General features: G+C 71.4%; 20 protein-coding genes and 1 pseudogene. 7 read left to right on the forward strand and 14 right to left on the reverse strand.

Translation table 11 applies throughout. The features are described 5' to 3' along the window. On the reverse strand, positions 1-1,143 hold a 1,143-nt coding region (locus ACWF94_RS07345; RefSeq protein ID WP_453485585.1), incomplete at its 3' end, for a thiolase family protein. Between the two features lie 233 nt (positions 1,144-1,376). On the opposite strand from ACWF94_RS07345, the gene ACWF94_RS07350 reads away from it, so the two are divergent. Together ACWF94_RS07350 and ACWF94_RS07355 are read left to right on the forward strand one after the other, a co-directional pair. Continuing rightward, the gene (locus ACWF94_RS07350) at positions 1,377-1,967 is read left to right on the forward strand and encodes a TetR family transcriptional regulator (RefSeq protein WP_453485586.1); all 591 of its coding nucleotides are present in this window, start codon (positions 1,377-1,379) and stop codon (positions 1,965-1,967) included. A 205-nt stretch (positions 1,968-2,172) separates the two neighbouring features. Then, entirely contained in the window at positions 2,173-2,691 is a 519-nt protein-coding gene (locus tag ACWF94_RS07355; protein WP_453485588.1) for a MaoC/PaaZ C-terminal domain-containing protein, read from the forward strand. Between the two features lie 99 nt (positions 2,692-2,790). Here the strand turns inward: ACWF94_RS07355 and ACWF94_RS07360 are convergent, their stop codons facing one another. Then, on the reverse strand, positions 2,791-3,387 hold the full coding sequence (locus ACWF94_RS07360) for a class I SAM-dependent methyltransferase (RefSeq protein ID WP_453485589.1): 597 nt from the start codon (positions 3,385-3,387) through the stop codon (positions 2,791-2,793). Between the two features lie 55 nt (positions 3,388-3,442). Continuing rightward, positions 3,443-3,844, reverse strand: a complete 402-nt coding sequence (locus ACWF94_RS07365) for a hypothetical protein (protein WP_453485590.1) — start codon at positions 3,842-3,844, stop codon at positions 3,443-3,445. 90 nt (positions 3,845-3,934) lie between these two features. On the opposite strand from ACWF94_RS07365, the gene ACWF94_RS07370 reads away from it, so the two are divergent. Beyond that, a complete protein-coding gene (locus tag ACWF94_RS07370) occupies positions 3,935-4,549 on the forward strand; it encodes a helix-turn-helix domain-containing protein (RefSeq protein ID WP_453485592.1) in 615 nt (204 codons plus the stop codon). A gap of 193 nt (positions 4,550-4,742) precedes the next feature. Here the strand turns inward: ACWF94_RS07370 and ACWF94_RS07375 are convergent, their stop codons facing one another. Both ACWF94_RS07375 and ACWF94_RS07380 read right to left on the reverse strand, forming a co-directional pair. Then, positions 4,743-5,588, reverse strand: coding sequence for an AAC(3) family N-acetyltransferase (locus ACWF94_RS07375; protein WP_453485594.1), 846 nt, complete (start codon positions 5,586-5,588; stop codon positions 4,743-4,745). 202 nt (positions 5,589-5,790) lie between these two features. Further along, positions 5,791-6,411: a TetR/AcrR family transcriptional regulator gene (locus tag ACWF94_RS07380; RefSeq protein ID WP_453485596.1), complete on the reverse strand. Its 621-nt coding sequence runs from the start codon at positions 6,409-6,411 to the stop codon at positions 5,791-5,793. Positions 6,412-6,529: 118 nt separating this feature from the next. On the opposite strand from ACWF94_RS07380, the gene ACWF94_RS07385 reads away from it, so the two are divergent. Continuing rightward, entirely contained in the window at positions 6,530-7,594 is a 1,065-nt protein-coding gene (locus ACWF94_RS07385) for a saccharopine dehydrogenase family protein (RefSeq protein WP_453485597.1), read from the forward strand. Between the two features lie 190 nt (positions 7,595-7,784). Here the strand turns inward: ACWF94_RS07385 and ACWF94_RS07390 are convergent, their stop codons facing one another. Then, positions 7,785-8,738 carry an aminoglycoside phosphotransferase family protein gene (locus ACWF94_RS07390; RefSeq protein WP_453485599.1) on the reverse strand — a complete coding sequence of 318 codons (954 nt, stop codon included), beginning with the start codon at positions 8,736-8,738 and terminating at the stop codon, positions 7,785-7,787. A gap of 110 nt (positions 8,739-8,848) precedes the next feature. Next, positions 8,849-9,361 (reverse strand): annotated as a pseudogene (locus tag ACWF94_RS07395) (ATP-binding cassette domain-containing protein); the annotation flags it as partial. Between the two features lie 547 nt (positions 9,362-9,908). On the opposite strand from ACWF94_RS07395, the gene ACWF94_RS07400 reads away from it, so the two are divergent. After that, on the forward strand, positions 9,909-11,048 hold the full coding sequence (locus ACWF94_RS07400) for a methyltransferase (protein ID WP_453485617.1): 1,140 nt from the start codon (positions 9,909-9,911) through the stop codon (positions 11,046-11,048). Between the two features lie 30 nt (positions 11,049-11,078). Here the strand turns inward: ACWF94_RS07400 and ACWF94_RS07405 are convergent, their stop codons facing one another. The 4 genes from ACWF94_RS07405 to ACWF94_RS07420 all read right to left on the reverse strand — a co-directional run bounded on the left by ACWF94_RS07405 (position 11,079) and on the right by ACWF94_RS07420 (position 18,026). After that, positions 11,079-11,774, reverse strand: coding sequence for an N-acetylmuramoyl-L-alanine amidase (locus tag ACWF94_RS07405; RefSeq protein ID WP_453485600.1), 696 nt, complete (start codon positions 11,772-11,774; stop codon positions 11,079-11,081). 229 nt (positions 11,775-12,003) lie between these two features. Continuing rightward, positions 12,004-14,832 (reverse strand): NACHT domain-containing protein, encoded by a 2,829-nt coding sequence (locus ACWF94_RS07410; RefSeq protein ID WP_453485602.1) that lies wholly within the window; start codon positions 14,830-14,832, stop codon positions 12,004-12,006. A 221-nt stretch (positions 14,833-15,053) separates the two neighbouring features. Further along, on the reverse strand, positions 15,054-16,340 hold the full coding sequence (locus ACWF94_RS07415) for an amidohydrolase family protein (RefSeq protein WP_453485603.1): 1,287 nt from the start codon (positions 16,338-16,340) through the stop codon (positions 15,054-15,056). A gap of 27 nt (positions 16,341-16,367) precedes the next feature. Next, positions 16,368-18,026 (reverse strand): alpha/beta fold hydrolase, encoded by a 1,659-nt coding sequence (locus ACWF94_RS07420; protein WP_453485605.1) that lies wholly within the window; start codon positions 18,024-18,026, stop codon positions 16,368-16,370. 183 nt (positions 18,027-18,209) lie between these two features. Here ACWF94_RS07420 and ACWF94_RS07425 point away from each other — a divergent pair, with 183 nt between their 5' ends. Next, on the forward strand, positions 18,210-18,884 hold the full coding sequence (locus tag ACWF94_RS07425; RefSeq protein WP_453485607.1) for a FadR/GntR family transcriptional regulator: 675 nt from the start codon (positions 18,210-18,212) through the stop codon (positions 18,882-18,884). A 101-nt stretch (positions 18,885-18,985) separates the two neighbouring features. Here the strand turns inward: ACWF94_RS07425 and ACWF94_RS07430 are convergent, their stop codons facing one another. From ACWF94_RS07430 to ACWF94_RS07440, 3 genes are all read right to left on the reverse strand, one after another. Further along, complete coding sequence (locus ACWF94_RS07430) at positions 18,986-19,504, reverse strand: DUF6630 family protein (protein WP_453485609.1); 519 nt, start codon at positions 19,502-19,504, stop codon at positions 18,986-18,988. 183 nt (positions 19,505-19,687) lie between these two features. After that, a complete protein-coding gene (locus ACWF94_RS07435) occupies positions 19,688-21,298 on the reverse strand; it encodes an amidohydrolase (protein ID WP_453485611.1) in 1,611 nt (536 codons plus the stop codon). 94 nt (positions 21,299-21,392) lie between these two features. Beyond that, positions 21,393-22,184, reverse strand: a complete 792-nt coding sequence (locus ACWF94_RS07440; protein ID WP_453485613.1) for an IclR family transcriptional regulator — start codon at positions 22,182-22,184, stop codon at positions 21,393-21,395. A gap of 532 nt (positions 22,185-22,716) precedes the next feature. Between ACWF94_RS07440 and ACWF94_RS07445 the strand changes: the two genes are divergently transcribed. Next, positions 22,717-24,249, forward strand: coding sequence for an ABC transporter substrate-binding protein (locus ACWF94_RS07445; RefSeq protein ID WP_453485615.1), 1,533 nt, complete (start codon positions 22,717-22,719; stop codon positions 24,247-24,249). Positions 24,250-24,326: the final 77 nt, after the last annotated feature.

Below are 24,326 nucleotides of genomic sequence, written 5' to 3' on the forward strand. Positions count from 1 at the left end.
GACCTGGCGGGCTCCGGCCTCCCCGCGAAGCTGGGTGACGAGTTCGAAGGTCTTGGCCAGGCCCGTCGCGGCGATCGGGTGTCCTTTGGAGACCAGGCCGCCGGAGACGTTGACCGGGATCCGCCCGCCGATGGTCGTCTCCCCCGCCGCGGCGGCGGCGCCTCCGTCGCCCCGGGGTACCAGCCCCAGGCTCTCGGACTGGAGGATCTCGCCGAAGCTGGTGGCGTCGTGGATCTCGGCCAGGCTGATGTCCTCGGGGCCGATGCCTGCCCGTTCGTAGGCGCGCAGGGCCGCCCTGCGCGACAGATGGGAGTCCAGGTCCCGGGGGTCGCGGTCCGAGCCGCTGGCCAGCTCGACCGCCGCGACGGGCACGGCCCGGCTCGGGTCGACACGGCCGAGGAACTCCTCGCTGCACAGGACGACCGCGGCGGCTCCGTCGGTGAGCGGCGCACACATGGGCAGGGTGATCGGCCAGGAGATCACCGGCGCCGCGAGGATCTCCTCGGTGGTGTACGCGCTGCGGTACTGGGCGAGCGGATTCAGCACGCTGTGGGTGTGGTCCTTGGCCGCGACGCTCGCCAGTTCCCGGGCGGTGAGACCGTACTCCCGCATATGGAACTTCGTGAGCGCGGCGTAGACGTCCATGAAGAGGCTCTTGCGCTCCGCCGGTGGTTCCTCGACACCGGCCGGGGTCTCGACACCCTCGCCGAGCGCCAGCAGGCCGGCCACGGTGCGGTCGGCCTCATGGACGTCCCACGCGCCGTGGAACCAGGCGAGGGCGCCTGCCTTGTCGAAGGTCATCCGCTCGACGCCCACTGCCAGCACCACGTCCGCCAGCCCCGCACGGATATGGGCGTCGGCCAGATAGAGGGCGGTATCGCCGCTGGCACACGCGTTCTCGACATTGACCACCGGCCAGGTGTCGAGGCCGGTCTCGCGCAGGGCGATCTGGCCCGCGACGGCGTGCTGCCCCTCCAGGGCGCCCTGCATGGCACAGGCGAAGAACGTGGCCCGTATGTCGGCCGGTGCGATGCCCGCGTCTTTGATCGCCGCCCCGGCGGCCTCGCTCACCAGCTGCTTGACCGACGTCTGGGGCCGGCGGCCGAAGGCGGTCATGGATGTGCCGAGGATATGGCTGATCATCGTGCTCTCCTCATTTTTCTACCAACCGGTTGTTTGGTAGTCTGCATCAGGGGCCGCACCGACGCAAGCCTCGGATCGAAGCCCCGGCTCGAAGCCCCGGCTCGAAGCCCCGGCTCGACCGTTCGGCGGAAGAGGCTGCGGCTAGCCTGTGCGTCGGCGGTCCTGTGCGTCGGCAGTGCGGGACCAGCAGGAACAGACCCGAAGGAACAGACCAGAAGGAACGGAGCTCCGGGATGGCGCGAACAGCCGGGCAGAACCGGCGCCGCCGCGAAGAAGTGATCGAGACGGCGGCCCAGGTGTTCTACCGCAAGGGCTATGAAGCGGCGACCATCCAGGACATCGCCGAAGAGCTGGGCATGCTCAAGGGCAGCCTGTACTACTACATCTCCACGAAGGAGGAAGTCCTCTTCGAGATCGTGCACAGCTACCACCAGGAGACCCGCGGCTACTTCGACGAGATCATCGCCTCGCCTCTCGGCGCCGTGGACAAACTGCACCGTTTCGTGGCGACCGAGACCGCGCACACGGCGACCCATGTGGTGAAGTCCTCCCTGTTCTTCACCGAGTGGCGCGCGCTCACCCCCGAGCATCAGGCAGTGATCGTCGCGGAACGCGACCGGCATGACCGGTTCGTCCAGGACTGCATCCACCAGGGCCAGCAGGAGGGCGTCTTCCGTAAGGACATCGAGCCGCGCATCACGTCCTTCGGCATCCTGGGCATGATGAGTTCGGTCTACCGGTGGTACCACGCGCAGGGCCCCGTGACAGCGGTCGAGGTCGGCGAGACCTTCGCCGACCTCGCGATCCGGGGCCTGCGCGCCTGAGGTCCCCACCGGCCGGCGTGCGGTCGGTCCGGACGACCGGGCCGCCCGCCGCCGGCGGCTCGCCTGCACACGTCACCGGGGCGGGCCTGCGCACCGGCCTCCAGCCGCGTCGGATCCACTCACCACGCCTTCGTACGCGCGCAGGTGCGCCGACCTCGTGTGCCCCTCACGCATTCCCCCGTTCCCGGAAAGGGCAGAGCGCACCATGAGCGAACCCATCGCTGCGAACACCCTCTACGCGGAGGACCTTTCGCCCGGCGTCCGATACGACCTCGGCGCATACACCGTCACACGCGAGGAGATCATGGAGTTCGCACACCGGTGGGATCCGCTGCCCATGCATGTGCATCCAGCGGCGGCGGCCCAGGGGTACTTCAAGGACATCATCGCCAGCGGCACCCATACTCTCTGCATCTTCCAGCGCCTGGCCGTCCACGGCGCTTTGCAGAGGTGGGCGATCATCGCCGCTCGCGGACTGCGGGACATACGCCTGCACCGGCCGGTACGTCCGGGGATGACCCTGCGCGGAGACCTTCGGGTGGAATCCGTGGCCCTGGTCCCGGATCGCGGCGATCGCGCGGCTCTGACCTACAACGGCCGCCTGTCCTCGGACGGCGAGGTACTGATGTCCATGACGGTCGAGACCTATGTACGGTGCCGCACATCGGATATACGGTGCCGCACATCGGACCCTTCGCACACACCCGGCACCCCTCCGGAGTAACCGCACGTGTGCCGGGCACGGCGATCCGCTCCCGCGCAGGTGGAGCGACCATCGGATGCGGCCCCACAGGGCCAGGTGGCCGATGAGGATCCGGTCGGCTCAGGGCAGGCGTACCGCTCGCAGAATGCTGTCGTGCGTGTGGTGTGTGCCGGTGGGGGCGGGAGCTGCACGCGGCCGAGTTTCATCGATCAGGATGTTCCAGGTGGGGGCAAGGAGCGGGGTGATGTCGTCGGGCTGGTAGTAGTCGCTGGGATCGAAGTCCCCGGTCGGGGTGAGATCGTCGCGGGAGTGGGTGGTGAAGAGCAGAGTTCCGCCAGGGGACACCGCATTCAGCAGCCCGTACAGCGCCGTGTGGCCGGGCTGACGGCGCAGGGGGAAGTAGTGGACGGACACCAGGTCGAAGGCGCCTGCGGGGGGCGGTGTGGTCGTGAGGTCGGCGCGCGCCCATGCCACGCGGCCTGGGGTGTCGGTCGCCGCGGTGGCGGCGCGTCGCAGGGCGATGTCGGAGATGTCGACCGCGGTGACCTGCCAGCCGTTGCGGGCCAGCCAGCGGGCGTCGGCTCCTTCGCCGCAGCCGACGTCGAGCGCTTGGCCGGGTGGTATGCCGGTGATCTCGGTGACGAGTACGGGGTTGGGGTTGCCGCTGAAGATCTGGTCGCGGCGGCGGTACATCTCGTCCCAGGGCTGAGCGTCCATGGCGCTCGGTCCTTTCCGTGTCGGGTGGCCGCGGTCGGCGTGCGGGGGCACGGCTTCAGGTCGGCGTGCGGGGGCACGGCTTCAGGTCGCCGTGCGGGGGCACGGCTTCAGGTCGCCGTGAGCGGGACGTCGGGATCCCGCGGTGCGGTCTGTCGTCCGGGCCGGATGGCGGCGGCGGCATCGGGGTGGAGTCGGTCGGCGGCGAGGTTCCCGTATCCCGCCACGCCGCCACGTCGTGCGGCCCCGCCTTCCGTACGTCGCCGGGCGCTGCCCCGTCGCGGGACAGGAAGCCGTGCGGGTGTGCCGCCGACGCGTTGCGGGGCCGGGCGTCGTCGATCACCGGCACCGACCTGCGGGCACGCCCGAGCACGCGTGCTGCGCTCAAGCCGGCCGGGCCCGCGCCGATCGCTGCGACGTCGTACCGGGTATCGGTGTTGACCTGGGTGTTTCGGGTCATCGTGGCCACCTCCGACCGTCACAGTGCAGCCACTTCGACCATCGGACAAAGGTCTTTGCGGAAAGCGAAAAGTCCCGTCAGGGTGGATGTATGAGCGACGACTTCGAAGCGGTGCTGGCCGCCGTCGGGCCCCGGCTGCGCGAGCTGCGCCGCCGCCGCGGCGCCACTCTGACCGCGCTGTCGGAGACCACCGGCATTCCGATCAGCATCCTGTCCCGGCTGGAATCCGGGCAGCGCAAACCGGGTCTGGAACTCCTGCTGCCGCTGGCCCGCGCCTACCGGATGCCCGTCGAGGAACTGATCGGCGCCCCCGCCGACCTTGACCCCCGGGTGTATCCGCAACCGTTCACCCACAACGGCATGACGGTCGTCCCGCTGTCCCGCACCCCCGGCGGGCCGCAGGCGTTCAAACACATCCTGCCCGCCGGCCTGACCGACGGCCGTGAGCCCGATCCCCGCTCGCACGAGGGCTACCACTGGCTCTACGTCCTGCGAGGTCGCCTTCGCGTCGTACTCGGCGACAAGGACTTCCTCCTCGCCGAGGGCGAAGTCGCCGAATTCGACACCCACCTCCCCCACTGGTTCGGCAACGCCGACGAACACCCCGTGGAATTCCTCAGCATCCTCGGCCCCCAGGGCGAAAGAGTCCACATCAAAGCCAGCTACCGCCCCGACGCCCCCCGCACCCGCACCCGCACCCGCTGAACAACCCGTAGGCACGAAGCCCTCAGCGCGCGACTCGTCACTCCCTCAGGCGGGGCGACCGCCAGGCGTCGACAACGCTTGTGCTCCCGCCCTCGGTCGGAACCATCTTCCGGAAGGGGTGCGTGCGGACCTCGGGGCCCGCAAGCGTCGGGGAGTGGCAGTGGGGCCTCGGCGGGCCGGCACCGGCCGGTGGCTACCCGGGGCGGTCCGGTCCCAGGACCGGGCCGCCGGCGATGGAGTCGCGGCACGCCCGGCAGTTGGCGGCGCAGCGGGTGATGCCCTGGTCGGCGGTGATGGCCGCGGTCGCGGCGGCCAGCGTCTGCCGCGCGGACGACACCCGCCACCGCGAGCGGCCCACGGTCGCGGTGCGCGTCAGGGGGCGCAGGACCGGATCCAGCCGGGGAAACCCTTCCGAGCAGGACCCCACGTCGACCATGGACACCCCTCCCCCGGCGACCCGGGCCCAGCGCACGAACAGACGGCGCCCCGCCTGTCGTTCGGCCTCATGGAGCGCCGTCATCCGGTTGAGCCCCACCCCGATGAGGAGGATCACCCCCTCATGGGCCGCCAGTGCGCGGATGGGGCCGTACACATCGGCGGGGCTCTGGGCCGGGATCAGCCGGTCCGCGAGAGGGCCGAGCGCGGCGAACGAGTTGAGCGGATGCGAGCCGCGAACGGCGCCGGCACGGCGGATCAGGGCCGCCGGGAGTGCGCCGAGCCCCGGGTTGATGAGGCCGCACTCCGGAGTGTAGGCAGCGCCTTCCGTACGGGCGGGCCCGGCCGGGGGCGCGCTGTAGTCGATGCCGTTGCGGGCGGGGCGCAGCGCGGCCCGGTCCGGGGGCGGGAGTTCGAACTGCGGCTCGGTGAAGCTCGGCACCAGTACCGTGCGGTTGTTCGCCAGCAGGGCGTCCAGCACCGTGTCCGCGCCGCCCGCGACGGGGGCGCCGAAGGAGCGCAGCGAGGTGTGCAGCATCACCGGACGGTCCGGCGGAACCAGTCCGTCGGCCGTGGCGCCGAGTTGTCCGGCCGGGATCATCATGGGCCTCCTCCGAAGGGGGACGGACGGTGGTGGTCGCGTCAGCAGGTGCGAGGGGTGGTGGCCGGGTATCAAGTGGTGACGGCGGTGACGGTGACGGCAGTGGCAGTGGCGGTGGCGGCGGCGGATCTCCCGGACCGTCGGCAGGTACGTCGGCGGAGCCCAACGCTGCCCGCGGGCCGGGAGCACACCCGTCGGCGCTCCCTCAGGGGAGCAGTTGCCGCACCAGCGCGTCCGCCGCCCAGCGTTCCCAGCGGGCCGGCGGCCAGCCGCGCCCGGTGGCCAGCAGGGCGTAGGTCTCCGGACCCAGCAGGGTCATGGCCACATCGGCGGCGGACTCCGCGTCATATCCGCCCCGCAGTCCTCCGGCGGTCTTGGCCACCAGGGCCCGCGCGAACGACAGTTGCACGGTGTGCCGCTGCTCCTGGTTGATCCGCCACAGGGCGGCCAGCTCCGGGTCCGCCGGCGCCGCCGTCCGTACCACCTCCAGCAGGGGTGCGGCCCGCTCCAGTACCCTCCGGGCGCCCGCGGCCTGGAGCGCGAGCTGTACGGCGGGGACGGGCTCGGCCAGGACCTCCCGGGCCCAGGGCCGCTCCAGGGTGGCGACCGGGTCCAGGTCACCGGCGACCGCCGTGTCCACCAGTTCCTTCAGCACGGCGCGCTTGGTCCCGAAGGTGAAGTAGACGGTCTGCACCCCGACGCCGGCGGACCGCGCGACATCCTCCACGGTCGTACCGGTCCAGCCCCGATCGGTGAACAGCCGGCCCGCGGCGTCGAGCATCCGCTGCCGGGTGCGGCGGGCCTTCTCCGCGCGCGAAAGCGACACGCTCGCCCTGCCCTCCTTGACCGCGACGGCCCCGCCCCGGTGGGAGAACCGCGCTCCGTCATTTTGACTGTAGTGACACTTTTGACTGTAGTGACACTACAGTGTATTCCGGTAAGGCATGACGACAGCGCATGCCGGCGACCTCACCGGCCGAATCCTTGTCCTTGGCGGTTACGGAGCCGTGGGCGCCACCGTGACCACCGCGCTCGGCACGTGGTTCCCCGGCCGGGTCGTCCCCGCCGGCCGGAACGCCGCCCGGGTACGCGCCCTGGGCGGGGTGCGGGTGGACGCCGCCGATCCGGTGACCCTGCGCCGGGCCCTGGACGACCTCGGCGACATCGCCGCGGTGGTGCTGTGCGCCGAACCGCCCGACGCCACCGTCGCCCGGATCTGCCTGGAACGCGGCGTCCACCTCGTGGACGTCGGCGCCACGCCCCGGCTGCTGGAGGCCGTGGCCCGGCTCCACCCGCTCGCGGCGGACACCGGCGCGACGGCCGTCCTCAGCGTCGGAGTCGCCCCGGGGCTCACGAACCTGCTCGCCCGCCGCGTGCATGAGGCCGTCGGCGGCGCGGACCGTATCGATCTCACCGTCCTGCTCGGCTCCGGTGAGCGGCACGGCGCGGACGCGGTCCGCTGGACCGTGGAGGGGCTGGGCGCCCCCGTCACCGCACACCCGCGCCGCATCTCACTGCCCGGCCACGGGACGCGTACCGCCCACCCGTTCCCCTTCTCCGACCAGCACACCCTGCCCGGCACGCTCGGGGTGCGCGAGGTGACCACCCGGCTGTGCCTGGACTCCCGAGCGCTCACCGCGCTGCTGTTCGGTCTGCGCCGGGCGGGGCTCGGCGGACTCGTACGGCGGCCCGCGGTGCGGCGGGCGCTGACCGCGGCGTTCCTGCGGGTGCACAGCGGCGGCGAGGCGTTCGCGGTGCGGGCCGATGCCTGGCGCGACGGCCGGCACGCGGCCAGCTCCTTCACCGGCACGGGCCAGAGCCGGATCACCGGCCTGGTGGCGGCCCTCGTCACCCGGGAACTGCTGTCCGGCACCCTCCCCCCGGGCGTCCACCACGTCGAACAGCTACCCGCGCTGTTCGGCCCGTCCGGCCCGTCACGCCCGTGCGGCCTGGGGCTCCAACTCGCTCAGTACGGCGTCGCCCTGCGGGACACCGGAACCACCCGGTAGCGGGTCCCCGCAGGACGCGGGAGGGCAAGCGGACCGGTGCGGCCCTCACCGCGGACCCGCGGGCCGCCTTCCGCCCAGCCCGCCCGGTACCGGCACCGGCACGCAAGCGCTACCTGCGGTTGGCCGGCATGCTCCAGGCCCGGCGCCCGTACGCGCTGCTCGACCCGAGCATGCTCCCAGTCGGTCCGTATCAGCCGCTCAGGCCGGCGGCGAAGGGCGTCGTCTGCCAGTGGTCGACCGCGGGCTTGAGGTACGCCATCAGTTCGGGAAGTTGCGGAACCAGGGTGAGGGTGGCGATGACCCGCAGCATGCCCAGGGCGTTGACGAAGGTGAGGACCTCCTCGTTGAGCGGCCTCGTGCCGTTGCGTCGTGCGCCGCGGTTGTAGGCGGCTTCGTACTCGGGGCCGAGAGCGGCCAGGTCCCACTCGATGGGTCCCAGGGTGATCAGTTCGAAGTCGGCGTAGAGGTCGCCGTCCACCGCGTTGAAGATGTTCGCGGGCGGGGAGTCACCGTGGATGGGCTGGAGGTCGATGCCGGGGAACCGGGCCTCGAAGGCGCTGCGTGAGCGTACGAGGGGTTCGAGGATCTGCCATTCGCGGCGGGCGCGGTCCAGCTCGGCCGCGCCGATCAGGTCGGGGTGCTGGTCGAGCAGGGCGAGGCTGTCCGCGATGAACCGCGGGTCGGCCGCGGACAGGAACTCCAGGCGGCGGCCCGGGTAGGCGCGCAGTGCCGCATGCAGGTCGGCGACGCTCTCGGCGTTCGCGACGTAGTCGGGCTCCTTGTCCCGCGCCTCCTCGACAAAGGGCCAGAAGGTCATCGAGAACCCGTCGTGCCGCACGGGTTCGCGCGGCACGAGGGGGCTGGGCGCGATCACGGGGATTCCCTGGTCGGCCAGCCACCGTGTCACGTCCAGCTCGTCCTGCTGGCGGTGCGCGATCGAGGCCAGGTCGTCCGGGCGGGGCAGAACGGTGGGAATCCGGGCCACGACCGGCGAGGGGGCCAGGTGGACGACGACGGAGAAGACGTCGTGGAGCACCGTGGGGTCGGTGACGGTCAGGCCGAGCCCACGCCCGGCCGCGACGGCTGCCTCGACGGCGGCGGCGGTGCGGTCGGCGTGCTGTTGTGGTGTCACGAAGGTGGTCATGGTTCATCCCTTGTCTCAGTGGATTGATGGATGTGAAGCGATGCGGGGCGGGGGCAGGCCGAACCGGGTCAGCGCCTGCGGCCGGCGTGCAGTTCCAGCTCCTCGGCTTCGATCTGCAGCCGCCGCTGCTGTCCCACGGACAGGGCGGCGACCGGGACGGCATCCACCCGGGCGTCGGCCTCGCAGCCGCCGCGTTCCTCGTACGCGATCAGCAGTGTGGCGTACGCGGCAAGCTCCTCGTCCGACGCGCCGGCGAGGGACTCCTCCGCCGCACGGAGCCTCTGCTCCATATCGCGCAGTTCGGTCAGGGCAAGGTCGACGGCGTCCTGCACGGTGCAGTCCGCATCGAGGGCGAGGGTCTGGGCGAGGTGGCCGGTGCCGCCGGGGAAGCGGACGGTGATCTCCCCGGCGTCCGGCATCTCGGCCGTGGCGAGCAGCCGCAGCAAGGTGGACTTGCCGGAGCCGTTCTCACCGATGACGGCGGCCTTCGCGCCCGGCCGGACGGTGAAGGAGACCTGGTCGAGGATGGTTCGGGCGCCATACGACTTGGTGACGGACTTGACGGACAGCTGCGCCACAGCGGGGACTGCGGTGGGCAGGGAGGTAGGGGCGCGGTCGCGCATAGGGCTTTCCCTGGGCATACGAAGGGTCTACGGGCAGCAGAAACGGCGGGGCCGTGCCCGGACTCAGACGAAGAAGAGGAAAGCCATGGCGTCACCTTAGCAAGAGGAATCGTCTCGCCTCCATTCGTGCGGGACACGAAGTCCGTGATGCGTAGCACCCCGCTCACGCTGGGACGGTGGGGGTGGGGGTGGGGCATGGGAAGCCATTCATCGGTGCTCTGCGCGCTCGGCCGGGCGGCGAGCCGCTCGGGGCGGGGACAGCTTCCCCGCCCGGCCCGTGGGCCGTTTGCCCGTGGGCCGGTTCTGCCTTGGCGCTGGTTTGCCTTCGGAGTCAGGGCTGTGCGAATCTTTTGGCTCATCTCTCCGAAAGGGCTGGTCGTGACGCTCGGCATGGTTCTCGGCGACTCCTCCCCTCGCGCTTCGACGCGGGAGCGGTAGCCTCACCTGCCCCGACGCACGCGCCTGTGCCGCAAGCACGGCCGTTGCCGCCCTGCACCTCCTCGAAGTGCTCTTCGTGCCCTGCGTGTTCGATGACGAGGAGTATGTGGTGTCCACCATCCACTGGACCGAGACGAACACCCGCCGTTCCATCCGCTGGCATTCCGAGAGCGCGACACCGCCTCCCAGCCGGGTGATCGGTGCGGACGACCGGATGAAGGCCGACACTGCTTACCGTCTGGCCTGCGAGGGAACCGCCTTGCTGTGGCAGGGAGACTTCCCCAACGCACGTCAACTGCTGCGAGCGATGGGCCGCCGCATCGACCGGAAACCCGCTCGGCAGGGCGAGGTCGGCAGCCCGGCAGACTCCTTCCATCTGCACCGCAGGGCCCGCGGCCACCGGGCCCGCGTGCTCGGCAGGCTCCTCGTTCTGCTGGACGACGACTACTGCCTGAATCTGCGCAGAGCCCCCGATGTGCGCCAGGCATGCACCGAAGCGTACGGTCCGCCGTCCGAGCCGATGGCCGTCTCGCTCACCGAGCTACTGGGCGTGATCGGAGCGCATCAGTGGCGCACGAACGGCGTGGAGGTACCGGCCCTCAACGCTCGCGTTCACCCCCACTATGGGGTGTTCTCCCCGGTCAGGGGCGAATACGTCGACCTCGTCGCCCATGCGCCGCTCCCCGCGCCGGCGGCCCATCGCACGGGTCGCGGTACCGCGTTCGACCTCGGGACGGGGACGGGAGTGCTCGCCGCCGTCCTGGCCCGCCGGGGGATCGACCACGTTGTGGCCACTGACATCAGCCCGCGTGCCCTGGCCTGCGCACGCGACAACGTCCGCCGACTGGGCTTCACCGAGCGCATCGACATCGTAGGACCCGGCCTGTTTCCCGAAGGGCGCGCGGACCTCGTCGTCTGCAACCCGCCCTGGGTCCCGGCCCGGCCCACCTCCGCCGTAGAACAAGGTGTCTACGACCCTGGCGGCAGCATGCTCCGCGGCTTCCTGGACGGACTCGCCGCGCACCTCGAACCGGGAGGTGAAGGATGGCTCATCCTGTCGGATCTGGCCGAGCATCTCGGGCTCAGGACGCGCGGCGAACTCCTGGCCGGCATCGAGGCGGCCGGCCTGCACGTGGTGGACAGGACCGACACCCGGCCACGGCATCCGCGAGCAAGAGACACGGCTGACCCCCTCTACGCCGCCCGCGCCGCGGAAGCCACTTCGCTGTGGCGTCTCGCCGGAAAATAGCGCGGCCCACGCCATGGGGCCGACGCGGCGTCAGGTTCTGACGCGCCGCCGAGCGGTCTCGACGAGCTTCATATAGGTGGTCCAGTTCCACGAGGGTCCGGGGTCCTCGTGCGTGGACAGCGGGACCTCGATGTGGCCCAGGATGTGGTCCCGGTCGACCGGGACGTCGTACTTCGCGCAGATCGTCGCCGTGAGCACGGCGGATGCCTCGTACATCCCGTCGGTGTAGAAGGGCTGGTCGATCCAGCCTTCGTGCTCGATACCGATGCTCCGGTAGTTGTGCCAAACGCTGCCGGAGTGCCAGGCGACGTCGCTCTCGCGCACGCACTGGGCGATCCGGGTGCCGTTCGAGCTGATCATGTAGTGCGCGGACACCCGCTCGCTGGGCTCCTTGAACCTGGCGATCATGTCCGGAAAGGTGTCCGTCGTTAGGTGAATGACGACGTATTGGATGGGATACGCCCCGGGACGCTCGGAGCGTGTGTAGCTGGACTCGGAGGCTTCGATCCAGACGGCGGGCGCGTAGTCCACCGAGGGGTCCGGACGCGGAGCCGCGGGCGGTCCGGCGGCGGGGGCGGGGGCCTTGCGTACGAGGCTCGGCGGCGCGGCCTTCACCTTCTTCTCGGGCCCCGTCGGCCGGGGCAGCCCGACGGCGGCCAGAGCCGCGCCCGCCCCGCCGGCAGCGCCCCACAGCAGCCGTCGGCGGCTGAGCGGACTGACTTCCATGGCGACTCCTCATGCGGTCGGGCAGAGAGAGGACGACACGCCGCGAATCGTGACATGACGATAGATACGCGACAGATCCCGTAAATTGATCCTTCACCAGTGCCCGCACCCCGGCAAGCCGATCCCCCACCAATCGGCGCACACCCTCACCCCGACCGGGGCCCGCCCCCACCGGCCGGGGCACGCCGGTTCTCCGGTGGTGACAGCGGTTCTCCGGTGGTGACGGCGGTCAGCCCTGCCAGCGGCCCCCGGAGAAGCGCGTCAGCGCGTCCACGACGTCGGGCGGCATGGCCGGACGGAGGTTCAGGCCGATCACCAGCCACCAGCCGTCGCGGCCCCGGAACACGCGCGGGGGCTCGGGTGCGCCGGGGCGCAGCCGGACGTGGGGGCCGTAGCCGCGCTGGTTCCGGCCTCGGACGTACGTCTGGCGCACGGCCACGGTCAGCACGTCGTCCCAGGCGTACGCGGCGGTGCGGCGGCCCATGGTCGCGGTGACACCGTGGACATCGATCCGCAGCGACATACGCACCCCGGGCAGCGCCAGTGCCACGAGATTGATCAGCAGCGCGAAGGCGAGCCAGAACAGGACCCCGATCCAGCCGTGCCAGCTGTCCCAGTTGCCGTTCGCGGCGGTACGCATCAGTGCCACGGCGGCGAACGCCCCGCACACCGCCCAGTGCGCCAGCGGCAGCCTGCGCCCCCGGCCCGTCAGGGCGTACGCGCTGTCGTCGGCGGTGACGAGACGCCAGCCCGGTGTCGCGTGCAGTGGCGGCACCTGGTCGAGGAAGTCCCTCAGCCGGGGCGCCGGGGACGTCCGGCCGGCGGGGTCCCGCCGGGCGCGCGGGGGTGCGCCGGCCGTGAAGGGGCCCTGGAGGGGCACGTTCACGGTGGGGGCCGTGGGCGGGGACTGCCGTGCGCCGGACGGGGACTGCGGTGCGCCGGACGGGGACTGCCGTGGGCCGGGGACGGATACGGGCTCCGTACGGAGGGCTCCGGCGAGATGCTCCTGAAGCCGCAGGTGCCGGAACCGGTAGGCGCCCCCGTACCGCTGGAGCAACCCCGCACCGTGCGCGTCCCGCAGAAACTCCATCAGTGACCACGGCACCCGCCCCAGCAGCGCCAGCCACACCTTGGAGACGGCCCACAGGCACCAGGGACTCAGGGCCACCAGCACCAGGACCGCCCCCGCCCAGCCCTTGATCACGGCGATGGCCACCTCGGCGGCGGCATCGCCGGTGAGCAGGCTGTGGGCGCCCGGCCCGAGTCCGATCAGCGGCGCGACCAGACCGAGAGTGAGCCAGGCGGTGCGCCGTTCGCTGGTGAGCGCCGAGTCCGGGGTCGCCGCGTCCACGGTGTCGGCGGGCGCGGCGATCATCGCCATCAGCGGCGCGGCCAGGGTGAAGCCCAGCAGTGACTGGGCGGCGAACGCGGGTACGTGCTCGCCCGTGGCTTCCAGACTGATCAGCAGCAGCCCGGCGGTCGGTACCAGGAGGACCGCCGCGGCGCGCAGCCCCTGCCGCAGGGACGCGGCCCGGGACACGGAGCGCAGGGCCGCGCCCGCGCGGAACGGGTTGGCGCGGCGGCGCGGCTCCCAGAACCGCTCGCCGAACCAGGCCATGGCGGCGCCCCGGACCGCGGTGGCCATGAGGAATCCGCCGAGTACGTAGTTCCGCTCGACGCGATCGATCCTGAGGATGCCCTGGAGCACCGGATCGCTGTAGGCGTCCTGCACCAGCCGGGTGAGCATCAGCACGGACTCGGTCAGCGCGATCCCCAGCACCAGCAGGGTCGGCAGCGCCAGCAGCCGGGTCACCGTCGTCCGTTGCAGCCGCCACCAGGCGAACTCGGTGGTTTCCCGGCGCTCCAGTTCCCGGGCGAGGAAGGCCAGCCAGCCCCGGGCGCGGCCCGGATGCCAGCGGCCGGGCGCGTGCAGCCGCTCGGTGTCATGGGCGCCCGGGGCGAAGGCCGCGGGGACGATCGCGTCCAGCAGATGGGCCTCGATGTCCGCGCGGGTCCGGAACCGGCCGTGGTCCGTCAGGAGGGCCGGGTCGGCGTGTTCGGGGCGGTGGGCCCGCCGCACCAGCCAGAGCATCAGCGGCGTGGCCAGGGCCTGTGCGAGAGGCCCCTCGGGGTGTTCGGCCAGTTCGTCGACCACGGGACCCCACTGGTCGTGGCGGCGCGGGTCCGCGGTGCGCAGCAGATGGGCGGCGGCGTCGCGCGGGCCGACGGGCAGGGCCTCGATGTCGGACGCGCCCGTCAGGCGGTCGGCCGACGCGCGGTACTCCGCCGCCCGGCAGGCCAGAATGTATCCGGTGTCCCGGGGAGCGGCGTTCAGCGCGCGGACGACCGCACCGCGCCGGTGGGCGGGGAGTTCGTCGAGGCCGTCGAGCAGGGCGAGTACCCGGTTGTCGCGTACGAGTCGGCGCGCGGGGTGCGCGCCGTCCACGCGGGGCAGTCCGGGGTGGTCCTCGGTGAGCCGGTCGATCAGCCAGTCGCGGAACGCCACCTGCTCCGCGTCCCACGACTCCAGGGTGAGCAGCACGGGCACCGGGACGCCCCGGTCGCCGGGGACAGCACGGGTGACGTCGCCCAGGTGGCGCCCGGCGAGCAGCACGGTCGTCAGGGCCAGCAGGGTCGATTTACCGGAGCCTGGCCCCCCGAGGACAAGCAGGCGCCGCAGGCCGAGGCCGAGGAAGGTGTCCACGGCGCCGCCGATCCGGTCGCCGCGCACGGCGTGCCCGGGACCGTCCCGCTCCTCGTCCGGGCCCGTGCCTCGCGGCGCGCTCGGGCCCCAGCGCGCCAGCCAGCGCAGGGCGAGCGCGCCCTCGGTGTCGCCCAGCTCCCGGGCCGCCACCTCGGCCGACCACTGCGAGCGGACGGAGCGGGCGAGTTCCTCGGCGGCGGTGTCGGCGGGCTCGCGGGCGGACGGCAGATTGACCACCAGGTCGCCGCGGACATGGCCGACCTGGACGAGGTACTCCACCGTGCTGTCCCGGACGATATTGCGCACCTCGGACGGTGGCCGCCAGCCGTCGCGCTCGTCCCCCAGAGTCTCCATGGTGGAGATTGTTGCCAATGGGACCGGGAAACGTCACGTGCGTGGCCCCGGCACTCATCGTGCGGCCGCAGGACGGAACATGAGGGGGCGTCGGTTTCCTACGGTGTGAGGCCGGGATCTCTGACCGTGCCGGGCCGGGATCTCTGACCGTGCCGGGCCGGGATCTCTGACCGTGTCAGGCCGGGATTTCCTACCGTGTCAGGCCAGGATCTCCTACGGTGTCAGGCCGTGATGACGACGGGCCGGCCGGTCGGGGAGGGGGTGTTGCCGGGGGTGCTGGGGCCGGGGTCCTTGTGGAAGGCGCCGCCCTTCATGATTCCGGCGATCCTGTCGTGGTTCTGCAGGACGGTGATGTCCTGGAGCGGGTCGCCGTCGATGAGGATGAGGTCGGCGTAGAAGCCGGGCTTGATCTGCCCGAGTTCGCCGGGCATCCGCATGATCTCTCCGCCCAGCGCGGTCGCGGCCAGCAGTGTCTCCATCGGGGTGTAGCCGAGGAGTTCGACGAAGTGCCACAGGTCGCGGGCGTAGGTGCCGTGCGGGGTCCAGGCGAAGCCGTAGTCGCCCCCGGGCAGGACTCTGATGGCGCGGCGCCGCATCTCCCGCAGGCCCTCGACGGCGCACTCGAACTCGTGCTTGTATCCGGCGGCTTCGGCGGCCTCGGGCGGGTAGCCGAAGGCCGCCGCGTCGTTGAGGGTGGCCACCAGCCAGTTCAGGCCGGGGGCCACGAAGACCTCGTCCTTCCTGGCCTCCAGCATGTCGAGGCCCTCTTCGTCGATGAAGCTGGCGTGGTAGATGATGTCGACGTTGTTGCGCAGGGACATCTTCACGCTCTCCGCGGAGCGGGCGTGTGTACACACGCGCAGGCCGCGGCGATGGGCCTCGGTGGTGACGGCGAGGACTTCCTCGTCGGAGAAGTAGTTGTCCTGGGCGTGCTGGTTGCCGGTGATCTCCTCGCCGGACATGCTCAGTTTGACCAGGTCGGCGCCCATCGCGACGTTGCGGCGGACCTGTTTGCGCATCTCGTCGGGGCCGTCGGCGAAGGCGGTGATGCCGTCCACGAGCGCGCCGCCGGTGACGGCGATCTCCTGGCAGTTGGCCAGGTAGCGCGGGCCGAGGATGAGCCCGTCGTTGATGGCGTTGCGGATGACGACGTCCAGCCGGGGTTTGGCGGAGGCGGCACCGACGCACATGGTGTACCCGGAGTTGAGGTAGGTCAGCGCGGAGCGGGCGGACAGCAGGGTGTGCTCCTCCACGCCCACGGTGGCCAGGCCCGGCAGGTCCGCGGAGTCGGTCCAGCTGAAGTGTGTGTGCGCGTCGCACAGGCCGGACATGAGGAACTGTCCGCGGCCGTCGATGACGCGGACGCCGTCATGGGGCCGCTCGCCGCTGCCGCGGCGGACCTCGGCGATGCGCTCGCCGGTCACCAGGACCTCGCCGGGGAAGGGTTCGCTGCCGCTGGAGTCGAAGACGCGGACGTTGGTGAACAGGGTCGACGTGCTCGGTGACATCGTCGTCACCATCCTTTCGTACGGCTTTCAGGGCCGGGCGAGGAATTCCTGGAGGTGCCGGGTGACGTCTTCGGGTGCTTCGAGGGTGTGCCAGTGGCCGATGCCCTCGATGATGTGCAGCCCGGCCCTGGGGAGCAGGGCGAGGATGTCGTCGTTGACGGCCGGCGGGCTGGTCTTGTCGTCGCTGCCGGTGAGCAGCAGCACCGGGGCCTTGATACGGGTGAAGTCCGGCTCCCCGGCCGAGGCCAGGGCCTCGCAGGCGGACGCGTAGCCCTCCGGATCCTGGCCGAGCAGCAGCTCGCGGACCAGGGCGGCGGCGAGGGGACGCTCGGCGCGGGTCCCCCGGGAGGTGGCCACCGACACGATGGTGTCGGCCACCGCGGACATCCCGCCGTCGCGCACGGTGCGAGCGCGGGCACGCATGGCCTCCTTGGCCTGTGGGCCCAGGGCGCGGACGGGGCCCAGCAGGGCGAGCGCGGTGACCCGGTCGGGGTGGGCGACGGCGAAGGCGGACGCGATCAGGGTGCCCAGGGAGTGGGCGACGACGGCGGTCTCCTCGATGCCCTCCGAGTCCAGCAGGGCGGCCAGTTCCTCGACCCAGCCGGTGACGCCGGGTACGCCGTTCCCGGGCGAGCGGCCGTGCCCCGACAGGTCGTAGCGCAGCACCGTGTGGCGCTCGGCCAGGGCCCTGACCTGCGGATCGTAGACGGTGGTGGCGCCGCCGAGGCCGTGGATGAGGACCACGGGCGGGCCCTGGCCGGTCCGCTCGACGAACAGGGCGGCGGCGCCGGTCCCCTGGTGGTCGCGGCCGGCCACGGGTCCGATGGTGTTGGCCAGCTCGCCCAGTCCGGGAGCGGAGACGACGACCCGGTCTCCGGTGGTGAGGTACTTGGGCGGTTCGAAACCGATGCCGACGCCGGCCGGGGTGCCGGTGGCGATGACGTCACCGGGTTCCAGGGTGATGCCGGCGGAGAGGATCTCGATGATGTCCGCCACGTCGAAGATCAGCAGGGAGGTGCTGGCGTCCTGTCGCAGCTCGCCGTTGACGCGGGTCCGCAGCCGCAGATCGTGGATGGCGATCTCGTCGGCGGTCACGGCCCAGGGGCCCATGGGGCAGAAGGTGTCGAGGGACTTGCCGATGAACCACTGCTTGTGGTCGCGCTGCAGGTCGCGGGCGGTGATGTCGTTGATGAGGGTGTAGCCCCATACGTAACCCATCGCCTCCTCCCGGCCGACCTTCGTGGCCCGCCGCCCGATGATCACGCCGATCTCGCCCTCGTAGTCGAGCGCTGAGGTGAGGTCGGTGTGCGGGTCGACCACATCGCCTGAGGCGATCACGGAGGCCGCCGGTTTGGTGAAGACGACGGGGTGCTCCGGCACCTGCGGGCCGTCCGGGGAGGCGGTCGCGTCGAAGCCGCTCTTCGCGAACTCCGCCGCGTGGTCGGAGTAGTTGCGCCCGACGCAGAAGATGTTGCGGGCCGGGGTCAGGGGGGCCAGCAACCGCCCGCCGACGACCCGGCGTCCGATCTCCAGGCGTTCCGTGGCCCCGGGGCCCGCGTCGATGATCTGCCGCAGATCGTGCACGGGAAGGCCGGTGTCGGCGAAGCGCACCTCGCGGCCCGCTCCGTGTTCGTCGACCGCGCAGACCCGTACGCCGTCCTTGCCGTGAATCCTCGCGAAGCGCACCGCACCTCCACACCAATATGAACCAATCCTGGGAATCGGTTCGTAACGGTGAGCCTAGATTCAGGGCTTCCCAGGCGTCAATGCCCGGAATCCTTACTCACTGGACTCACCGGACTCACCGGTCGAACTCAGTGCTAACATTGGTCCGCATTGGTTCAGAAAGGGAACAGAGAGAGAACAGACATGGACCACGATGTGGGCCCCGCTGCCACCGCGCTCAGCCATGTGGAAGAGATCATCACCGCCGGTGGCCTCAAACCCGGCGACCGCCTGCCCACCGAACGGGAGCTGGCGGCAGCCACCGGGGTCGGCCGTGCCGCGGTCCGCGCCGCCCTGCACGACCTGGAAGCACGCGGCGTCGTGCGGCGCCATGTCGGCCGCGGCACCTTCGTCGCCCCCGGCGAGACCACCCTCCCTTCCGGTGGTGCCCACCAGCCCAGCCCTGCGGAGATCATGGCCTCACGACTGGTCCTGGAGCCGGAACTGATGCCACTCGCCGTCGCGTCCGCCACCGGGGCCGACCTCGCGGAAATGGAGCGCTGCCTTCGCGGCGGCGAGCGGGCGGCCGACTCGGATGAGTTCGAACGCTGGGACACCGCGCTGCACCACAGCTTCGCCCTGGCCACCCACAACACGGTCCTGATCAGCGTCAGTTCCCTGCTCATCAGCGCCCGCGGCCAGCCCATATGGGGCGGACTCAAGCGCCGCAGCTTCAATCCCGAACGCCACCGCTGTTACTGCGCCGAACACGAGCAGATCGTCGCCGCCGTCCGCGAACGGGATCCGCGAGGCGCCCGCGACGCCATGCGCGAACACCTCCACCACGTACGCCGCGTCCTGCTCGGAGACCACCCCTGACACCCTGATCCCGTTGCGCGCCGAAGCCGCCCGCGCGTCGTCTCGGCAAGGACCGCGTCGAAACCCGGGCGGCCGACCGCCCGCATCGCGCCCGGCTCATCTCACCGAGCGCCGAGAACCTCCGCGGTGAAACCCGCGCGCGTCGCGAGCGAGACCAGTTCCTCGGCCCGCGAACCGCGCAGGCACACCACCGGGTAACAGTCCGAATCGATGTCGAGGACGGCGAGGGCGGCACCGATCTCGCGGTAGTGCCGACCGCAGGCATGGAGGAACTCGGCCGTCGGCAGCAGCATCTCATCGGCCTCGACCAGCACCCAGGGATCCACGGACGGACGGGACACAAGCCCTCCCAGCCGGGCCCGGATCTCCGCCGGATCCTCCTTCCAGTCGAACTCGGCGAGCAGCCGGTGCTCATCGAGCGCGTCGACCAGCGCTATCCAGGCCAGGGCCGGGACGGGCCCGTCGATGCCCCGGTCCGCCAGCCGTGCCGCATACGCGCGGACATATCCCGCGGGGTCGTCGTGCGCGGACAGCACCTGCTCGGCGACGGCCGGACAGGCGGGCGCCAGCAGCGCCGCGATGGCTGCCAGGGAGGTGCGGTCGGCGTCGGTTCCGGGCATGGGGTGCACTCCTTCGACAGCCGGGCGGCTGCGGTCGGTCGGTACTGCGGCGGGCGCGCTGGTCGGCGTCCATGAACACCATGACACGGGGGTCTGACACCGGTCGTCGCACCGCCCCCTCGGCACCCGGAGCCCGTGTGAACACCCGTCCCTGAGGGTGAGGCGTATCGACCAGGCCGGCCCTCAGGGACCGTGCGTCCGGCGGCCCTGGAGCCAGGTGCCGAGTACGGGGATCTCCCGGATGCGCAGGGGATCGGCGGTGCGGGGGTCGCTGCCGAGCCAGACCAGGTCGGCGGGTGCCCCGGGGACCAGGGCCGAGCGGTGGCCGGCGAATGCCTGGTGGGCGACCCCGGTGGTGGCCGCCTCCAGTGCCTGGTCGATGGTCAGGCACTGGTGGGCTGTCCAGCCGTGTTCCGGAAGGCCGTCCGTGGTGCGGCGGGTGACGGCGGTCTGGATGCCCTCCAGCGGCAGGTGTGAGCTGACCGGCCAGTCACTGCCGAAGGACAGCCGCGCCCCGTGCTCCGCGAGTTCCGCGAGCGGGTACTGGCGTGCGGCCCGCTGTTCACCGATCCGGGGCACGGTCAGCTCGGACTGCACCGCGTCGAGCCGCGCCCACAGGGGCTCGACGTTGGCGATCACGCCGAGACGGGCGAAGCGGGGGAGGTCGGCGGGGTCCACGAGCTGGACATGGGTGATGACCGGGCGGCGGTCCCACGGCGGATTCGCCCACGTGGCCGACTCGATGGCGTCCAGGGCGGCCCGGACGCCCGCGTCACCGATGGCGTGGATGTGGATCTGGAAGCCGTCGGAGTCGAAGGCACGGACCGCCTCGGCCAGCGCGGCCGGCTCCCACACCCGCATGCCGCAACTGTGCGGGGCGTCCTCGTACGGATCGAGGAGCGCGGCCGTGCCCCCCTCGATCACCCCGTCGCCGAAGAACTTGACCGTCCGCGCGGAGAGGAGGTCACCCGCCTCGCGCTCGACCCGCTCCCGGGTCCGGGCGAAGGCTCCGCGCTGGGCACGCCAGTGGACGGGGTCCGCCCGCTGGGCCAGGTTGACCCGGACCGCGAGGACTCCGGCCGCCTCCGCCGCCAGGTAGGCGTCGGCCATCTCGGGCTCGACCCAGGCGTCCTGTACCCAGGTCAGGCCCGCGCGGGCACAGATCCGGGTGGCGAGGGCGAGTGCATCGACCAGTTCCCCCCGCGGCCGGTGCGGAACCCGGTCGAGCACGAGGTCGCAGGCGTGCCACTCGCGCAGGGTGCCCAGCGCGGTGCCGTCGGGTCTGCGCGCGATCCTGCCGAGGCGCGGATCGGGGGTGTCCGCGTCGACTCCGGCCCGCCGCAGTGCCTCGGTGTTGCACCAGACAGTGTGGTAGTCGTTCGCGCGCAGCACCACGGGGCGGTCGGCGACGGCCTCGTCGAGCCAGCGCGCGTCGAAGTCGCCGCCCGGGGCGAGCGAGGGGTCGTAGGACGCGCCGACGATCCATGCCGCATCGGGGTGCCCGGCGGCCCAGCGCCCGACTTCGGATACGACGGCGTCGACCGACGGCAGGTCCCTGATCCTCGGCCCGAAGTGTTCCAGGCCGGCGAACAGGGGGTGTGCGTGACCGTCGCCGAAGGCGGGCATCAGCAAGCCTCCGCCGAGGTCGATCACCTCCGAGGCTCCGTCGGTGAGTCTCTCCGCGTCGTCTCCCAGTGCGGCGATCAGGCCGTCGCGTACGGCGAGGGCGGTGGTGTCGCCGTACGCGGCGCCGCCGGTGCGCACGGTGCCGAGGAAGACCAGTGTGGAGGACACGGCGGGGCAACTCCTTGTTCGCGGGACGGGAAACGGGAGGGGAAACGGGACGGGAAACGGTGCGGGAGGTAGGGAATTGCGGCGGGGGCGCGGCTCACCGGGCGGCTCCCAGCCGGGTGGAGATCTCGTTGGCTGCCGCCATCACCAGGGGTGCCAGCCGCGCCAGATCCTCGGCGGGTAGCCGCTCCGCGGGCGCCGAGACGCTGATGGCGGTCGTACACGCCGACGCGTGGTCGAAGACCGGCGCCGCCACGCACCGGATGCCCTCCTCGTGCTCGATGTCGTCGACCGCGTAGCCCCGTTGTCTGATCTCGGCGAGGGCGTCCCGCAGCCCCTCGGCCGTCGTGATCGTGCGCGGTGTGTGCGCCGGCATGCCGTTCGCGATCACCAGGTCGACCGTCTCGGGTGCGGCGTGGGCCAGCATCGCCTTGCCGACGCTGGTGCAGTACGCGGGCGCGCTGTTCCCGATCCGGGAGAACATGCGGACCGGGTGCGGGGTGTCCACCTTGTGGATGTAGACGATGTTCGGGAAGTCGGCGACGACGAGATGGACGGTCTCGCGGGTCTGCGAGCCGAGTTTCTGCAGGATGTCGTGCATGCCGCGCGGCAGGTCGAGGCCCGCGAGATAGGCGCGGCCGAGCTGGGCTATGCGCCAGCCGAGGCGGTAGCGGCCCGACGGGAGGTGCTCGACCAGACGGGCCTCCAGGAGCGGCTGGAGCAGGCGGAGCGAGGTGCTCTTGTTGAGGGCGAGTTCGTGGCACAGCTCGGCGAGTGTGTACCCGGTCCCGTCGGTCGACTCTCCCAGTTGCAGAAGGATGGAGATGGCTCGCCGCAGCGACGCCGAGTTGTTGCGACGTCCCGGGGTGGGGTTCGGGTCCGGGGTCATCCTGGGGATTCCTCTCTTCCGGGGGACGCCCCCGGTGTCTTCGGTACGCCGCGGTCCGCGAGCGGGCCCGGTGTCTTCGGTACGCCACGGTCCGCGAGCGGGCATCGCTCCCGGCGGCGGGACAGCTCTCTGCGGCACATGGTCCCGGTGCGGGGTTGCCGCCGATCACGTGTGCGGAGCCAGATGCCCTGGTCAGGGGCCCGTGCCGGGGATCGGGGAGCGGTCCGCGGCGTGCCGGTGCGGTCCGCTGCCGATGTCGGGATCAGTGGTCGGCAGCAGTCCGGTGAGGCCGGGCCAGGGGCGCCGGAGGGCGCCGGATGAAGAGCGAACTCCTCGCTCTCTCCGGGGTGATGAGGGGAGCGGTCTATACCTCTCCTTCCTGTTTGACCGACTTCTTGACAGCACTATGAGGCGTCAGTAAGCATTCTGCAATGCATTGGACTGAACTGCATTGCAAAACTCGTGTCTTGCGATCCGTCAGCGGCCATGGAGCCGGACCGGGAAGACGCAGACCCGTCCAGGAGAGGTTCAGATGAAGAATCAGCACGGCTATGCCCTCCGCTCGGCAGCGGCCATCGCGGCCTGTGCGACTGTCGCGGTCGCGGCGGGCTGCTCTCCGCCCCCCAGCGGAGGCTCGTCCTCCAAGGGCATCACCGTGGCCGAGACCGCGGCACCCTCGACGCTCGACCCGCAGGGCTCGGCGTTCTACGCGGACCGGTTCGCCTGGCAGCTGTCGTACCAGTGCCTGATGACCACCACCCCGGAGGGGAAGATCGAGCCGGAGCTGGCCACCGGCTACCAGCGGTCCCCCGACGGTCTCACCTACACCTTCGAGCTGAGGAAGAACGTCAAGTTCCAGAACGGCGAGACGCTGACCGGCGCGGACGTCGCCTACACCTTCGACCGGCTGAAGCGCAGCCCGGACGGAATCGCCGCGGAAGTCTTCCCCACGTTCGACAGAGCCGTCGCGTCCGGCGACTCCACCGTCGTGTTCCACCTCACGAGACCCGACGCCGGGTTCATCAACAACATGGCGAACCCCCTGGTGTGGGGCTGTGCCGTGATGAACAAGAAGGCCGCCACCTCGGACAAGATGGCGACCCGGATGGTCGGCACGGGCCCGTGGGCCCAGGACTCGTACCGGCCCAACAGTGAGCTGAAGCTCAAGCGGTTCGCCGACTACTGGGGCGAGAAGACGAAGTCCGAGCAGCTCAACATCCTCTATGTGCCGGGCACCTCCACCCAGATCAACGATCTCCGGGCCGGTGCCGTCGACCTCATCTTCACCGCCACATCGAGCGGCAAGGCGCTGTCCGGCTCCGACAAGCTCCAGGTCAAGAACGTGCCCACGGACTCGACGATCTTCCTCCAAGTCAACAACCTCACCAAGCCCTTCGACAATATGAAGGTCCGTCAGGCACTCGCCCTCGCGCTCGACCGCACCGGCCTCGCCGAGCAGGCGTACAGCGGCGGCGGCGCCCGCCCCAGCGTCTACCTCCCCGACAGCAACCCCTGGGCACCCAAGCTCTCCGAGGTGCCGAACTCGACCCCGAACATCGCCAGGGCCAAGGAACTGCTCAAGGAGGCCGGGTTCCCCAACGGGATATCCACCTCGGTGATGTACATCAGCGCCTACGACCCCGGCACCAACGACCTGATGGCCGCCATGCAGGACCAGCTCGCGAAGGCGGGCATCAAGGTCAAGCTCGAACCGCTGGAGCGCGGTGCCTGGGGCGACCGGCTCGGGACGGCCAAGTACGCCCTCAGCTGGAACGCCCAGTCGTACTACTCGAATCCGTACCAGTACGTGGCGCCGGCCGAAGGGCGCCAGGGCCCCGTCCCGCCCGCGCTGCGGAAGCTCCTCGACAACGCCCAGCGCGCCGGTGACCCCGCCGCGTACCAGAAGGCGCTCGTCGCCGTCCAGCAGTGGGAGGCGGAGAACGTCTACCCCACCCTCACCCTGCTCGCGACGAACCTGCTGGTCGCGCACCGGAAGGGCCTGAGCGGGATCGACATGCCGGCGAGCCAGAGCCGCGCGTTCCTCGCCCGGGTGAGCCGTGACTAGCCCCCCGGAAACGGGCCGCGCCCCCGGCGGCGCGGCCCCTGCGGCGGGCGGGCGGGACCCGCTGCTCGCGGTCGAGG

It is taken from the genome of Streptomyces sp. NPDC055078 (assembly GCF_053607985.1).